The following is a 15,836-nucleotide window of genomic DNA, read 5'->3' as shown; positions in this document are numbered from 1 at the left end:
TAATGTTCCATTGTGTGCCCCGGTTTTTGTGCCGTTAACCTCACGTTTCTTTTTCTCTGAACTACCGTCGAGCCCACACATGTCGCAGTCTTTTTATATTGCGCCAGCTCACATATTTATCCCTATTGGAAGTGTTCACCACAGCATATATTCGGTACTGTAAATATCGTTGTATTCCTTTTATTTACGGGCTGCAAAGGGCTGTTTTAGGGTACATACTGGGCATAGTGTGAAAGAAATAGAGCACACGGTTTATGCGCATCATTATAAATACCGGAAGGCTCCGGCAGCAGACATATTGATATGCAGTATATGCTTCGAGGAAAAACGCATATCAAGTTTATCTTGAATGAAACTTCAACCAGGGGGCGTACAGCGTGCTATTGAAAATTCTGAAAAGCACCGACGCCACCCCTTCACACCGGCGGAGCATATTAACAACACAGCGGGAAAGTACCATAGTGCTATGACCCGTGAACCGCACCTTAACGCCGCACCCGCCACCGTTTCACCGAGCCCCAACGCACGCCCTGGGGCTGGCCGGTACGCCCCTTCTCCTTCGGGAGACCTGCACTTAGGGAACCTGCGCACCGCGCTTCTGGCATGGATGCTGGCTCGGCAAGGAAACCTGCGGTTTGTGATGCGTATCGAAGACCTCGATAGGGTGAAGGAAGGCGCGGCACAGCAGCAGCTGGCGGATTTAGCATCACTGGGGCTCGATTGGGAGCAGCCGGTGCTGTACCAGAGCACCCGCCGGAACGCGTACCAGCGTGAGTTTGAACGCTTGCAGGCGGCTGGGATGGTGTACGAGTGCTACTGCACGCGGCGTGAGATTCAGCAGGCTGCCACCGCGCCGCATGGGGCCCCGGGCGCATACCCGGGCACCTGCCGGGAGTTATCAGATCAGCAGCGCGCCGAACGCCACGCGCACCGGGCACCTGCCTACCGTCTGCGCGCCGGGGTGAGCGAGTATACGGTGCACGATATGTTCCGCGGCGACTACACGGCGGCAGTGGATGATGTTGTGCTGGTGCGTAATGACGGCACATTCGCATATAACCTGGCGGTGGTGGTGGACGATTATTTTCAGGGGGTGACCCAGGTGGTGCGCGGGGATGACCTGCTGTCTTCGGCACCGCGCCAAGCATATGTGGCACACCTTCTGGGGTACCCGCCGGTAACGTATGCGCATGTTCCTCTAGCCCTGAATGAGGAGGGCAAGCGCCTGGCTAAACGTGATGGCGCGGTGACTCTGCCGCAGCTGCGCCAGGCCGGATTCACTGAGGCGGATGTGCTGAGCTGGATTGCCGCTTCCATCCCCGTCACCGATCCTAAGAAAACGGGCGGGGCGCAGGTGTTTGAAAGCGCAATGCATATTTTACGGTTTTTTGACCCACAACGGATGAGTTTGGAGCCTTGGACGGTGCGGGACCCGCTTAAAATTTCATGATGCGAAACGACTCATCCCCAAGGCTTTGAAATTTTTTCAGACCCCCACATGTGTTTGTGCGGGTTTTACCCTATCTCGGGAACGCGTAAAACTTTCCTCCCCGTCATAGCGGGGATGCACACGGCAGATAAACCCACATATTCTCACATGAACCGGACAGTTAATCTACGAGTGTGGGCATATATATACCCAGAGTTCGGCTCACCAAACCCCATTTCAACTTTGTTTTTTGAGATACGAAAGCTAGACTGTATCCCGGGCCACTTATAAAGACGTATATTTATGTATAAATATTCAATTGCTTGAAAGAATGACCTACCACCGAAATAGGGAGAAAAATGTCCGATAGTACTTTCCAAGTCATCGCGTTGGCGATCTATTTCATCGCCATGATCGTGATCGGGCTGTGGGCAAACAGCAAAAACAACGACCTTGACGATTATGTGCTGGGTGGGCGGCAGCTCTCCCCCACCGTCGCGGCTCTCTCGGCAGGCGCCGCCGATATGTCCGGCTGGCTCCTGATGGGGTTGCCCGGCGCTGTCTATCTAGCCGGTCTTTCCAAATCATGGATTGCTATCGGTCTGACAATCGGCGCATGGGTCAACTGGAAATATATTGCACCCCGCCTGCGTACCTACACCGAAGTCGCTGGCGATGCCGTGACCGTCCCGGTGTTCCTCAGCAACCGACTGCACGATAAGTACAATATTCTGCGTATTTTTGCAGGCATTATTATCCTCGTTTTCTTCACCTTCTACGTCTCCTCCGGCATGGTTGCTGGCGGTAAATTCTTCGAGTCTTCCTTCCACCAGGACTACCTCACCGGTATGCTTCTCGTCGCCGGTATTACCATGTTCTACACCTTCTTCGGCGGCTTTATGGGCGCCTCCTACACCGATATGGTGCAGGGCCTGCTGATGCTCGCCGCGTTGATTGCCGTGCCGATCGTGGCCATTACCAATATGGGCGGACTCGACCACGTCACGAACGCCGTCGCCAACGTTCGTCCCGATGCCCTGGGACTTTTCACTGGAACTACATTCATCGGCATCGCATCGGCACTCGCCTGGGGTCTGGGCTATTTCGGGCAGCCGCATATTATTGTGCGTTTCATGGCGCTGCGCACCCCCGAGGATGCAAAAGCCGGGCGTCGCATCGGCATGAGCTGGATGCTGCTGACCGTGGTAGGCTCCATCAGCACGGCGTTCGTGGGCGTAGCCTACTTTGCAACCCACCCCGATATTTCTCTCACCGATAAGGAAAGCGCGGAAACAGTCTTCCTGGATCTCGCGCAGATTCTTTTCCACCCCTTTATCGCCGGTATGATCCTGGCTGCCGTACTTGCGGCTATTATGTCCACGCTCTCCTCGCAGCTGGTGGTCTGCTCCTCGGCACTGGTGGAAGATTTGTACGGTGTCTTTGTGAAGAAGAAGCTCAGCGCGAACCAGTCACTCTGGCTTGGACGTGCGGGCGTAGCGATTGTGGCGGTCATCGCGACTCTCATGGCACTCGATAAGAACAACTCGATTCTCTCGCTCGTGGAGTTCGCCTGGGCAGGCTTTGGCTCGGCCTTCGGCCCGATCGTGATCCTTTCCCTGTACTGGCGCAAGCTCACCCTACCGGGTGCGGTCTCGGGCATGATCGTGGGTGCTGTCGTCACCTTCTTCTGGCGCCAGGTCTTCAACCTCACCGAAACGATCGAGGTTTACGAGATGATCCCCGGGTTCTTCCTAGCCTTCCTGGTGACCGTCGTGGTCTCGCTGTCTACCTACCAAAAGAACGACAAGATTGAGCAGGAGTTTGAAGAGGCCGCAAACCTCGCAAAGCTCACCACCGCTGGTCTTCCTGCCAAGGAAGAAGAACAGGCGGCCAAGGCATAAGCCCGCCAGGTGCGCCGCGCGGCTAACACCAGATAAGAAGCGATTCTCCCACCCGCCCGCTAGGGGCTGGGCGGGAGAATCGCTTCTTATAGTTTTAACTCACTGACGCTGTGCCCATAACGTGTGCGTACAGTTCCTCACACAGGGCCATACTGTGCTGTATCTTGTACAAGCCATCCAGCAGGTAGGAGGTGTGGCTGTCCTGCTGCCGTTCGGGGGTCGTGCCGTCTAAAAATTCGAACCACAACAGGTAATCCATATGCGCCGCGATTGCTTCCTCCTGCTTCTGTGCATAGGGCTTCTTCATCAGCTCTAACCGGTACCGCTCCAGTTCAGCAACATCAATGCTCCCGCAACGGTACGCCCGGGTGTGCCCCACATACTCACGCAGCACCTCAGGCTGCTCGCTTAACGGGATAACGTTACGCTCCGTGAACTCAATCACTCGGTCGATATACTCGCTGTAGCGCGTGAAAATATCGGACTCCTCAATAGCGTCCTGCAGCTCAATGATTCGCCCGAATTCATCTGGCTCCATACATACTCCTTTGCGATGCACCAGCGGTGCGCTAATTCAAGGTGTTCCTGCCGGTGCGCGGCGGCGGGTCTGTGCAGCACAGGTAGTCGAACCAGGCACGCACCTGCTCTTCGGCGTCCCGCACCGGTTCAAAAGCAGCATGATCGTGCGGAACACAGGGCTGAGGTAAGGCAGCTGCCGCCTCAATGAGGGCCCGGGCACACGGGGTGACCTCGCGGGCCTCCTCCCCGGTGAGCAGACGCGCCCCGATTGGGTTTTCCTCGGTTGGGATTTCCTCGGTTGGACTGCAGCCCGCAGCATCGGGGAAAACACTCACGACGCTCTGCTCAAACACCGGACTACCCGCCGCGAACTGCGCCTCAGCGAACGACACAGGCCCCAGAAACAGCGAACGCCCAAAAAGCGCCTGCCCCTGGAACTCGCAAGAATCCCAGCGGCCGCCCTCACAGTAGATGGAGCCGCCGAGATCCGCCTCGGCCCGGAACGTGCCCCTAAAATAGGCGGGCCCATAATAAGCGCAGCCGCTAAAATCTGCGCATCCAGCGGCCTCACCGCCGAATGATGCGGAAGAATAGAACGTGCTGTCGGCCGCAGTAACACACCCGCCGTAAGCGCCGGTGCGGGCGACGGGTCCGTAATGGGTGCACCCGCTGAATATGGAGTCGGCCATGTAGGTACAGTCCTGGGCGTTGGCCCCCGCGCAGTACACGCTTCCGCTAAAGCAGGCGTCTGCCTCGTAGGTTGAACCAGCAAAACTCACGAACCCGCCATAATACGAGCCGCTAAAATCTGCTCCCACGGGCGCTGTCGCCCCGGGACAGGTGCCCGCACGGTAAGTGCACTCTTCAAACGACACACCCGTCTGCCCGCGGTACACCGAGTTACTGAAGGATGCCGCATCGCAGAACGTGGAACCCGCGAACGTTAGCCGCCCGTCCCAGTAGCACCCGCTAAAATCCACCGTGTCAAAAAACTCAGCCCCCGAAAAGTCGAAGTCAAACCCCGACCAGGGCCCTGGGGCTGCCTCCCCACCGGCGGCCGCGTCCTCCAGCGGCTGAGGCTGGCGCACTCGCCCGCGAATCTCAGCCAGGATACGCGAACGCACCTGCGCCTCCGCCAGGTATTCGGCCTCATCAATGCGGTGTTGCCGTGCCATACCTGTATCCGACGACCGTTCGGGGGTGCTGGCGGGGGCTTGGGGGCAGTTTCGGGACAGGGGGAAAGGCAGACGCACATAGGCGCAGAGCATATCCACGATCGTTTGTGCCTGTTCCCGGCCCACCGGCGCGGGTATGCTGGCGTCGGCTAACCATTCATCGGCCAGCTGGGCAAGCAGCCTCACCCCGCCAAGGCGCGTTATTGCCGATGCGTTCCCCAGCAGCTCCAATGCCTTGAGGTAGTGGGTGCGGCGCCTATCGTGTGCTGGGCCCCACCCGTGCGCGGTTGTTTCGGTGAGGTGCCCCTCCCCCTGTGTGCTCGTCATGTGTCTCCCAGGTTATTGTTGCGGTATGCTCTTGCCCCGTGCCGTGTGCTGGCGCGTGTGGGTTTCTGCCCGGCTCTACCGGGCGTTATGCACCTGCCGGATGCTGCTGACTTCCTCAATGAACTCTCTCTGCTGCTGCCACTGAGTGTATTCTTCGCCGCTCACCCAGCGGGCCCCATCCGGCGGGGTGTTCGGGGCGGAGTCCAGGAACCTGTTTACGGTGCCATCGGCGAACACAGTCCCCTCAAAGTAGGGTTTGGTGCTGAACCGGGTGCCGCTAAAATCCGCACCACCCAGGTAGATGGAGCCGCCACAATTGGCGCCTTCCCTGCACACGCTCTTCGTGAAGGTGACCGGCCCGCCGTGCAGGCACTCGTAGAAGTCCGCGCAGTCGTTGTAGGTGCACCCGCTGAAATTCACGGCTTGTGAATAATAATTCATCTCAAGCTGGGCTGGCCCGTCATAAACACATTCGCTCAGGTTCACCTGTCCGAAGAAGAAACAGCCCTGAAAGAACACTCCCACGTAGGTGCACCCGCTCAGGTGGGCATCGCCTGCGAAGATAGCGCCGCTGAAGAAGGCCAGTTCGTTGTAGGTTGATTGTGTAAAACGCGCGGTGCCTAAGAATTTACACTCCGAAAAGTCTGCCTCTTTCTGGTAGGTGGAGCCTGAAAAGTCGGCGTCGGTGCAGTACACGGACCCATCGGCGCGCGCCTTATCACGGTAGGTACACCCGGCGAAGGTGGCCCCTGCGCCCCAGTACGATTCGCTCAGGTACGCCGGGTAGAAAAAGTCGGCACCCGTAAAGTCAAAGGTAAGGTGCGACCACCGGCCGGGCCGCAGCGCCTCCAGGGCCTCTTGCGGTGTATCACTTTCTGCTCTGCGCAGGTACTGCACGCGCTCGTGAATGCTGCCCAGAATATGCCCGCGCACCTGGGCCTCCTGCGCCAGCGCGTCCCTATCGGCACGGTACCGGGTGGGCTCTTGCTCGGCGGGCAGTTCGCGTACAGGGGCGCGGGTGAGCACATCGTACTCACCGGCAAGAGCATACGGGGAACGAATATATTCACACAATCGGTTAATAATGTGTTGAGCGTTGGTGTTACGGGTGTTTTCGTCCAGGGAGGTATCCGCCAGGTACCCATCGGCGAGGCCCACCAGCGTATCTACCGCAGCCCGCCGCTCAGCGAAGGCACCACGGGCCAGCTGCTCCACAGCCAGAACGTAATCGGCGTTGTCTTTAACGGGTGAAGCTGGTGAATTCGGTGAGGCCATTCTCTAATCCTATGCGGTTAATACGGTGAACATTTGCCCCCTCAGCATACCCCAACCGGCCCCGCACCACACCGGGCTCGGTCACCGCACAAACCGCATGAGGACGGGGCAATGAAGGTTCTGTGTGTGCCGGAATTATGCGCCCGCAGCGTTCACACGAGAGGCACCTGCCATAAGTGGCGTGCTGCCCATGGCTGACAGTGCTGTTTATTCCCCGTCCCTGACCTGCTGCGACCATTCCCACAAGCTTTCAGTTACCGCGCGCAGTTCATCACTGACGGTCAGGAAGTTCATGTTCTCACCCTCCTTGCCCTGCACTGTAGCGATTTGGTGGGGGATGGTGCTCAGCAGCGTGTGCGCCTGCTCTGCCTCGTCAGCGGGAAGCAGACGCGCACCCACTGGGGCCTGCGTCAGCTTCATGACCGGGACGGTATCCGTGTGCTGGTGCCCATCACTCGGCTGATTCTTGTGCGGTAGCCGGGTGAGCACTCCGGGGGCAAACACCGCCTCGTCAAACGACGGCGCATCGCCTGTGAACCGTGCCCCCGCGAAATCGACGTCCCCCAGGAACAGGACATTAGTGAAGCCAACGGCCCCTTCATACTCGCTCTCCTCGCTGCGGTAGTCGCCGTAGAAGGAGCACGAATCGAAGTCGGCATCCGCCTCGCAGGTGATGTCTGAGAAGTTAGCCTCCGCCAAGAATACGGCCTCAGCGAAGACTGCTTCCCCGGTGAACGAGCTGCCCCGCATGGCGGTACCGTCGTAAAAGATGCAATACTCGAAGAACGCCGTGTCCATCCATTGCACCGTTGAGAAATCGGTGTACGCGCAGAAGCAGCTTTTGGAGAAGTCGGCGGCTTCAGCGAAGACGCAGCAGCTGAAATTTACGGGGTGCTGCGGCCCGCCGCAGAAGACAGACACCCCAAAATCGGCGGGGCCGTAGAAGATTACCCGTGAGAAGTCGGCCGTGCCCCGGTAGGTGCTGGACCCGAACTCTGCACCGGTCCGGTAGACGCTGCCGGTGTGGCGCACATCCTGGTGGTATACGCACTGCACGAACCCAGCACCCGAACGGTAGGTGGCGCCCTCAAAGGTGGCTTCCCCGTCGTAGAAGGATGAGGAGAAGTCAGCGGTCTCAGTAAAGATGCACCCCGCGAAGCTCACTGTACGGCCCCAGTGTGAACCGCTGAAGTCCACCGGGTGGCAGAAGGTAGCGCCCGTGAAGTCAAACACCAGGTGTGACCACGGGCCGGGGGTTGTCTGCGCCTGCAGCGGGGTTTCGTACTCCCCCACCTGCTCCTCCGGGTTCAGGCGCCACCGCACCCGTTGATGAATAGCCTCAAGGATATGCTGGCGCAGGGTACCCTCAGCACCCTCGTTCAGCTGCCCTTCACCGTGAGAGAATGATCGTTCTTTTTCGGGTGGGTTCTCCCCCGTGTTTCTTGGGTTTTCCGCCTCTTGTTCAGGCATTAATGGGGTGCGAATATACGCGCATAATGCGTCAGCAACCACCTGAGCGGCGGTATCCCGTTCCGCCGCGCTGATTGTGGCATTAGACAGCCATTCGTCAGCGAGCCCCACCAGCGTATCCGCCGCAGCCCACCGCTCAGCGAAGGCACCTTGGGCCAGCTGTTCCACGGCCAGAATGTAGTCGGCGTTGTCTTGCATGGGTGACGTTGATGCACTCGGTGAGGCCATTCTCGCTCCTGCACGGTGATGGGACGGGTAATGTGCCCCCTTAGCATACCCTACCCGCCCCCGCACCACACCTGAGCCGGTCACCGCACAAATCGCGAAGACAGAACGACAAGGTTATCGGTCCGGCCCACCATGAACACGCTCATGCACCCGCGGCATAAGTGAACAGGCACACCACACGGCAGAACATGCACCCAACAGGACAGCCAGAAAACACTCCCGAGACTCACACCTAAGCTTATGAGCCGTTCAACCAGCAGGCATACAATATGCCGGGGTGAAATACTTTTCTGGGCGCAGAACCCGCATAACCAGTAGCACCCCAAAACACCCACCAGCAAACAATCACATGAAAAGCGCCAGGAAAATAGGTTAGTATTATTTTTAGCGTCTAAATTGCAGAATTCACTATTTCCCTCGCCACTGGCAGTGGGGCATTTCCGGTGGTTTCATATTCAATACGTTGAGGGAGCTAACAAGTGCAGTATCTAGGCAGAGCACGGAAAAACACTACCGCTGCTGACAATACTGGCACCCAGAACACAGCGAAGAAAGAAGAAGGCAGTGTTGTTCCCCTAATTGCCGGGCTGTGCGCGCTGCTTCTGCTCATTGGGTCAGTGACGCTAGCGATCACCGGCGCGCACGTACAGACCCAGCGGCTCACCGACTTCGCGGACGCCCAAGCCTCAGCAGTAGCGCGGCGGTTAGCGAAAGACCAGCGTGCCGCGGCGTTTAATGGTGTTTCGCTCAGCCCCAGCCAGGCCCAGGCGTATGCGGCGGAGTATTTAGCTGCCAGTGGGGCAAGCCGGGAGTTTAGCGGGTTGAGCATTGACTCGGTTGATGTCAGTGATGGAGAAAGTGTGCGTATTAGGCTGCGGGGACGGATTCATCCGCCGCTCGTGAGTATTGTGGTGCCTGATGGTATTGAGGTGAGCGCGAATTCAAGTGCACGGCTGAATACAAAGCAGACTAACTAACCCTACCTAGCACCGCAAAATTATCCGCAGCAGAAATGTGACCGTGAATAGGTGCCCTTGCTTATCTGGCCTATGTAGTGTGATGAGTCAGGGGATAGAGTAGCGGTTTTAGAGAGACTATAGAGGATTCCGTTTAGTTATCGAATTTCGCAATGTTAGTTACCCCTCGCACTAACCATTCACGACCATTGTAAACAATCTTAAATTCCACACTATACTTATTATCTTCAGTGAAATCCTCAGTGCGAATAGTGCGCTTTTCATTATCAAACGTTATTGCTGGCGATACCACAGTGCGACCCAGAAGCGAGTACTGATAATCTTTTCCCGACACATGTTCAAAACTATCCTTCTCATAAATAATTTTTCGAAGACCCCCAATCACCCAGCCACCTTTCTTATACAAAGTCTCCATATAAGCGATAGCTTGAAGTTCCTCAGTAAAAGCACCCGAGGTAATATGCGCGTACCCCTTCACATCTCCCGTTTGAAGAGCATAATTACGCTGCTCATTCCAATACTCAATAAACTTAAAAAATGCTTCTGGGGTTTCAAGGTTCATGCCCTCAGGCTCTTGAGGCTTGGGAACATTCTGTGCCGGGCCCTTATCATCAGCAGGACGATACTCACCCTCCGGTGCCTGCGAACCACCTGAGAACCCTTTACTAAAGGTTTCTCCTACAGGGGTAGGGGTTGCTGATGTATCACTGCTGCCAGAGGCAGAAGCTTCAGGCGACGAAGTCTGAGGTGTCGACGAACCAGTCTCAGACGGAGAAGCTGGCTGCCCCTCAGTATTACCAGCACCACCACAGGCGGTAAGGGCCACTGACCCTAGCCCCGTACCAGCGAGCAACAGTGCACGGCGACGAGTGAACATACTCAGATCAGACATAGACGTAGAATTCACGATTATCCATCCTTCTCGGGTTAATATAAACCCAGTCTAAAGAGTGCTAGAGAAACAGGCTCTTCCTTATTACTCTTTCTCTTGGCTCGTATCCTTCGCGCTGGTTAGTGGGGATAACCCGACAATCTTCCACCCACTATCCGCGTGACGAATATGCAAATAGAAGGTATCGTCATCATGACGTTTATTCTCCGATGGGTCCCATTCTCCGTTGCCCTGAACATTAATCTGTTTAATCCACTTCAGGTAAAATTCCCACAGGTACGTACCATCATCTTTCATTACGGGGTCATCCCCATGGAACTCAAAGACCTTTAAACCATCTATAATCCAGCCCCCTTCTTGATAGAGCTTAGTGTAGTAATCATAGCGTTCTATTTCTTCGGTGAATTCATTCGATACAAACTGACGAGCAACATCAAAATCCCCAGTCTGAACGGCGTAATTACGCCATTCCACCCAGGCAAAGACTGACTTCTTCAAGCCCTCCACAGAATTTACTTTATAACTCTCATCAGGACGGGCGGGCACACGAACATTCTGCGCCGGGCCCCGATAATCCGCCATCACATACTTCCCCTCCGGGGCTTTCTCACCACCGGAATACCCCTTCGAGAAACTAGGGTCAGGGGTATTAGAGGCCTCCCCAGAGGCAGAGGGACTAGCACTACCGCTGTCTTGAGATGTCTCTGAAGCAGAACTGGAACTGCTGGATTCCTGCTCAGCTGCCTTATTCTCACCACCACACGCAGCAAGACCCAACGATCCCAACCCCACACCAGCCAGCCACAATGCACGGCGACGGTTGAACAGTATAGTTTGAGCGCAAGAACCCATCAGAGAACTCCTAGTATCGGGCGCGTACTCACCAGCTGCAATAAATCAACCAGAGAATGTTTTCGGGCAAAATACAGGGCCCGTGTTTTGCCCGAAAACATTCTTGCTGTTGTTGTTATGCTAGTTCATTATTCACTAGCTGGTAGCGCGCTACGGTGTGATTTAGCGTGAACCAGTCTGTTTTTTAGCGGGTTTCCGCCACCATTCGGTATCACCGCTGCCAACATTATCCTTGTGCCACTGTTGGCCGGTATGCGGGTCCGGCACTGCAAGACGCGGGTTGGGGTTATTATAATCCGGTCGATGCTTACTACCGGGGCACGCCCACGCGGTCGGGTCTTCAGTGCACAGTTTCGCAACATTATGGGTCTCTATTTCCCAGACCCTCACCAAAGCAGCCTCACTGGTTTTCGTGATCTGCCCGTCAATTGGATGCCAAGGGCCATCCCCAACTTTAAACCGCCCGGTATAGGTAACCGTCACATAAGCATGATAATTACCAGACTCTTTATACATATAGCTATTGGGTGTCTTCGGCATTTCTTCTTGACTCTGTGCACGCAATTTCCCACTAGCAACAGATGAAGTATATTGGCCCCCATCCCCAGACTCAAAAGCATACGAGATAGGAACCGCTTCAATACGCACGTGCCCCGCTTTCAGCTCACCCTCATACTGATTGGAACCTTCAAAATCGACATAGAAATGAGCATTCTCATCTTTCCACACATGCGGGCTGGGGTAATCGTTAAGCCGCAGCTGCGGGGTCGCAGGGTTCATCTCAACGAAGCGTCGCTTAATCTCAGCCACCTGTTCTTCATAGCTGGCTCGTTCCTGCTCTATCTGTTCGGCCGGTTTATCCTTCGTTGCCGTGCACATTGCTCGGCCCTGTAGCGGGGCACGTGGAACAGCTTGAACAATGTTTCCATCCTCCCCGTACCCCATTCGAGGGTTCAGTTTTCCGGGTTTACCATCTGTAGTAATACAAGAACCACCGGTGGTGTTAGATACGTAATATGTTTCACCACTAGGGGTTTTATGTTCACTATAATTTTCCGCAAGGTACGCTTTCCATTCTTCCTCAGTCATACCAGGAGACTGCTGTTGAATTTGTGACCTATCGTTGCTTTCTTCACCTCCATCACTGGCCCCTAACTCCGATGAACTCTCAACGCATGTTTCACCTACATGGTTTTTCCCATTACCACTACCGCTATCCGTAGTACAGGTTTCAGATGCATAAGCGCTGGGAAACGACAGGTACAATGTGCTAAAAACAAGTGAAAAACTAAGAAGTACAGAAGAAGATTTCTTCACTATCCCTCTTTCTCCCCACTCGTATCCTTCTGCCCGGTTAATGGGGACAGCCCGAGAATCTTCCACCCACCATCCGCGTGACGAATATGCAAATAGAAGGTATCATCATCATGACGTTTATTCTCCCAAAGTTTCCATTTTCCGTTTCCTTGAACATTAATCTGTTTAATCCACTTCAGATAAAACTCCCACAGGTATGTACCATCATCTTTCATTACGGGGTCATCCCCGTGAAACTCAAAAACCTTTAAACCATCTATAATCCAGCCCCCTTCTTGATAGAGCTTAGTGTAGTAATCATAGCGTTTCACTTCTTCCGTGAATTCATTTGACACAAACTGACGAGCGATGTCCATATCTCCGGTTTGTATCCCATAGTTACGCCATTCAATCCAGGCAAAGACTGACTTTTTAAGACCCTCTACAGAATTTACTTTATAGCTCTCATCAGGGCGGGCGGGCACTCGAACATTCTGTGCCGGGCCCCGATAATCCGCCATCACATACTTCCCCTCCGGGGCTTTCTCACCACCGGAATACCCCTTCGAAAAACTAGGGTCAGGGGTATTAGAGGCCTCCCCAGAGGCAGAGGGACTAGCACTACCGCTGTCTTGAGATGTCTCTGAAGCAGAACTGGAACTGCTGGATTCCTGCTCAGCTGCCTTATTCTCACCACCACACGCAGCAAGACCCAGTGATCCTAACCCCACACCAGCGAGCAACAGCGCACGACGACGCGGAATAATACGGTCAGCGTTCGGTTCTACTATCACGGGAGTTCTCTCCTTCATTAGCATCAGAAGGCCCCGTGCACAACAGGCGGCAGAAAATACACCCACATCATCTGGCCCGGAAGCGCCTCAATCTTATTGGTTCAATGTGAATACGTACCCTTAGACTACGGGCTGAGACTCAACAAATCAAGGCTCAGTGGATGTAACACGCCCAAAAAGTATATTTATTGTGGTAGCTACTGTTAGTGTGTTTGTCTTTCCTCCCGTATAGCAGCCTGCTAAGGCAAGGAAGTAACGGTTTCAAAGCTTTCAGGGGTGTTCGGGGAGGGAAATCTTCCGTTCCCTCACCAGCAGATATGCCAGGGAGGCGTTCTATGGTGAATAGTCTGCTATTTGCTTTATAGCCCCTGTTTGTGCTCAGATAAATACAGCAAATCACCTTAGGCCCGCCCGGCTTCGCCCCTAACGGGCACTGACCGAAAGACACAACCACACATGAGCAGCAACCTCCCAGACGGTACCTTGAAACCAGCGTTCGCTGAGCAGCCCGAGACCTCAGCCCGCCTTCGACGCCCAGGTTTGAAAGATCCCAAATTTATTGTTGGTATCCTGCTGGTTCTGGTTTCTCTTGTTGGCACTATTGCGGTTATCCAGCTGAATAACCGCAACACCCAGTACTATATAGCGAAGAATGACATCCCGATTGGGGAGAAAATCTCGACCGATAAGCTCACCCCTGTTGAGGCTAACCTGGGGTCTGCCTCCCAAAACTATCTCACTGCTGAAGAAGTGCAAAAAGGTGATTTAACGGCTGTTCGGCTTATCCCTGCGGGCGAGGTGGTCAGCAAAAATTCTGCCAGCAATAATGTGCGGGAAAACCGTCGACTTGTGACCGTTAAGGTAGATCGGGGCCTAGCCACTAACCTCAAAGCGGGTGACCATGTAGATATATGGGCTTCAAACAGTACCCTCTCTGTAGGTTCGCAGCCCTCCTCCGCACAGAAAAAGCCGCAAGATGACAAAAATAATGGTGGTTCTCAGGGGTCGTCTTCTGCGGACGGCAGGGGAAACAGCGAAATCTCCGACGACTCAACCCCCATTGCGAAAGACGCTGAGATCTCGAGTATCTCGGTCGAAGAAAGCGTGCTCGGTTCCAACGGCAAAGCCACCGTGCAGCTATGGGTAGCGTCCAATTCTCTCTACCCCGTCATACAGGCGGACTCGACCAACGCAAAAATCTCTCTCGTACCCATAGCACTCGGGGAGAAAAAGTAACTGTCTGTTTGTGAGGCGCCCGCCCCGGAAGGTGCGGGCGTTTTCCTTTCGCCTATTCACCTTACGGGGATACTCAGCGCGCTTGTGCATTTAGGTGCGGCCGTGTTCCACGTCCCGCCAGTCGGTTAGGCGCCTGGCACCGGGCGGCAGTTCCCCCTCCCCCGCGGTGAGGGGCGCCCCGGCGGATAGCGTCTCCACGCTTGTCATGGCGGCATCGGGTGTGAAGCGTGCGCGGGTGAAGACTGGGGCGGTCGTAAAAACGGTGCAGTCAAAATGCGCGTTGTCCCAGTAGACGGTGCCGCTAAAATCGGCGCTGGTGGTGCAGGTGCAGTCGGTGAAGTCGGCGCCCCCCATAAAACGGCAGCTGGCGAACACGGCAGGGCCTGCAAACGTCGAGCCGGTGAGGGTGATACCGTCATCGTATGCCGCCGTGGAGAAGTTGGCACCTTCCGTGAAGCTGCTTCCCGAGAAGTCCGCGCGGCCCCTGTAGAGGCACCCGGTGGCAAGCACCTGAGCGTTGTAGGTGCTGTTTGCCGCGTGCACATACGACTCGTAGAGGCTGTTCGTAAAGTTGGTTTCCCCGCCGTAGGCGCTCATATGGTAGGTGACCGTGCCGTGGTGTGTGCAGCCGCTGAAGTCTGCCCCCGCGTTGTAGGTGCTGCACCCGTAGTCGGCTGCTGCACGGTAGTTGGAGTCGGTAAAAACCGCGCACCCCTCATACACGGAACCGGAAAAATATACAATATTGTGGTAGGTCGATTCTGCAAAAGACGCCGCACCACAGTAGGTAGAGTTTGAGAACAGAACATATCCGCGGTATTCGCAGCGGCTAAATACCGCATCCTCACCGTACAGCGAGTTGCAAAAATATGCGTCATGCGTGAAAACTGCACCATCGAAAGTAACCGGCCCAGCCCAGTACGCCTCACCCAGATCAACGACATCGTAAAACACCGTATATGAAAAGTTGAAGGCCAGGTGCGACCACGGCCCCGACAGGACTGCTCCCGGTTTCGGCGGCTGATTAAGCTCCGCCGCCAAGGGATGCGCATCTTCCCCCACGCTCAACTCAGCGTGCACGGGCCCCACCGGGTGAGGGTTTTCCCGCCAGCGCACGTGCTGCCGGATCGTATCAAGGATGTGCGTGCGAATGCGCCCTGCGGCGCTGAGGTGCGCAGCGTCAGCCGGTGCCGTATCGCAGTCATTAGCAGGAGAACGCAGGTAGTCACAGAGCGCAGTAATAACTCTCTGGGCGCGGCGGTTACGCTCCTGCTCCACCACAGACGTATCGGCCAGCCACTCATCGGCCAGTGCCGCCAGCTCATCCACCGCGTTCAGGCGCGACGCAACACTTGGGGCAGGCCCGCCACCAGCGGGAACCACCCCATTAAGCCGCCCAAGCGCGCTCTTGAGACGCCGCAGCCGCTTGGCCTCATCCACGCTTTTGCCGTGTGCTTCACTCACC

General features: G+C 55.6%; 13 protein-coding genes. 4 read left to right on the top strand and 9 right to left on the bottom strand.

The window, feature by feature from the left end:
• Positions 1-466 precede the first annotated feature (466 nt).
• Together gluQRS and putP are read left to right on the top strand one after the other, a co-directional pair.
• Entirely contained in the window at positions 467-1,450 is a 984-nt protein-coding gene (gene gluQRS, locus D8M41_RS00370; protein ID WP_006887950.1) for a tRNA glutamyl-Q(34) synthetase GluQRS, read from the top strand.
• A gap of 338 nt (positions 1,451-1,788) precedes the next feature.
• Positions 1,789-3,330 carry a sodium/proline symporter PutP gene (gene putP / locus D8M41_RS00365; protein ID WP_006887951.1) on the top strand — a complete coding sequence of 514 codons (1,542 nt, stop codon included), beginning with the start codon at positions 1,789-1,791 and terminating at the stop codon, positions 3,328-3,330.
• A gap of 94 nt (positions 3,331-3,424) precedes the next feature.
• Here putP and D8M41_RS00360 read toward each other — a convergent pair whose 3' ends face one another.
• The 4 genes from D8M41_RS00360 to D8M41_RS00345 form a co-directional block, all read right to left on the bottom strand.
• Entirely contained in the window at positions 3,425-3,868 is a 444-nt protein-coding gene (locus D8M41_RS00360) for a hypothetical protein (protein WP_006887953.1), read from the bottom strand.
• Positions 3,869-3,899: 31 nt separating this feature from the next.
• Positions 3,900-5,351, bottom strand: a complete 1,452-nt coding sequence (locus D8M41_RS00355; protein ID WP_126926213.1) for a pentapeptide repeat-containing protein — start codon at positions 5,349-5,351, stop codon at positions 3,900-3,902.
• A 75-nt stretch (positions 5,352-5,426) separates the two neighbouring features.
• On the bottom strand, positions 5,427-6,626 hold the full coding sequence (locus D8M41_RS00350; protein WP_006887956.1) for a pentapeptide repeat-containing protein: 1,200 nt from the start codon (positions 6,624-6,626) through the stop codon (positions 5,427-5,429).
• A 207-nt stretch (positions 6,627-6,833) separates the two neighbouring features.
• Positions 6,834-8,324, bottom strand: a complete 1,491-nt coding sequence (locus D8M41_RS00345; protein WP_006887959.1) for a pentapeptide repeat-containing protein — start codon at positions 8,322-8,324, stop codon at positions 6,834-6,836.
• A 479-nt stretch (positions 8,325-8,803) separates the two neighbouring features.
• Here D8M41_RS00345 and D8M41_RS00340 point away from each other — a divergent pair, with 479 nt between their 5' ends.
• Positions 8,804-9,301, top strand: a complete 498-nt coding sequence (locus D8M41_RS00340) for a hypothetical protein (RefSeq protein WP_006887957.1) — start codon at positions 8,804-8,806, stop codon at positions 9,299-9,301.
• 133 nt (positions 9,302-9,434) lie between these two features.
• On the opposite strand, the gene D8M41_RS00335 is transcribed toward D8M41_RS00340, so the two are convergent.
• The 4 genes from D8M41_RS00335 to D8M41_RS00320 all read right to left on the bottom strand — a co-directional run bounded on the left by D8M41_RS00335 (position 9,435) and on the right by D8M41_RS00320 (position 13,135).
• On the bottom strand, positions 9,435-10,208 hold the full coding sequence (locus D8M41_RS00335; protein ID WP_006887958.1) for a DUF6318 family protein: 774 nt from the start codon (positions 10,206-10,208) through the stop codon (positions 9,435-9,437).
• A gap of 69 nt (positions 10,209-10,277) precedes the next feature.
• Positions 10,278-11,045, bottom strand: a complete 768-nt coding sequence (locus D8M41_RS00330; protein WP_126926212.1) for a DUF6318 family protein — start codon at positions 11,043-11,045, stop codon at positions 10,278-10,280.
• A 162-nt stretch (positions 11,046-11,207) separates the two neighbouring features.
• Positions 11,208-12,362 (bottom strand): hypothetical protein, encoded by a 1,155-nt coding sequence (locus tag D8M41_RS00325; RefSeq protein ID WP_006888703.1) that lies wholly within the window; start codon positions 12,360-12,362, stop codon positions 11,208-11,210.
• Positions 12,362-13,135, bottom strand: a complete 774-nt coding sequence (locus D8M41_RS00320; protein WP_126926211.1) for a DUF6318 family protein — start codon at positions 13,133-13,135, stop codon at positions 12,362-12,364. Before D8M41_RS00320 ends, D8M41_RS00325 begins: the two co-directional genes overlap by 1 nt.
• A 456-nt stretch (positions 13,136-13,591) precedes the next feature.
• Here D8M41_RS00320 and D8M41_RS00315 point away from each other — a divergent pair, with 456 nt between their 5' ends.
• Positions 13,592-14,371, top strand: a complete 780-nt coding sequence (locus D8M41_RS00315) for an SAF domain-containing protein (RefSeq protein WP_006888817.1) — start codon at positions 13,592-13,594, stop codon at positions 14,369-14,371.
• 90 nt (positions 14,372-14,461) lie between these two features.
• Here the strand turns inward: D8M41_RS00315 and D8M41_RS00310 are convergent, their stop codons facing one another.
• Positions 14,462-15,835, bottom strand: a complete 1,374-nt coding sequence (locus tag D8M41_RS00310) for a pentapeptide repeat-containing protein (protein ID WP_006888814.1) — start codon at positions 15,833-15,835, stop codon at positions 14,462-14,464.
• Position 15,836 lies beyond the last annotated feature (1 nt).

This window comes from Rothia sp. HSID18069, assembly GCF_003989155.1.
Taxonomy (GTDB): Bacteria; Actinomycetota; Actinomycetes; order Actinomycetales; family Micrococcaceae; genus Rothia; species Rothia aeria.
Note: the sequence above shows the minus strand (reverse complement) of the source record. Positions and strands in the feature narration are given on the sequence as shown.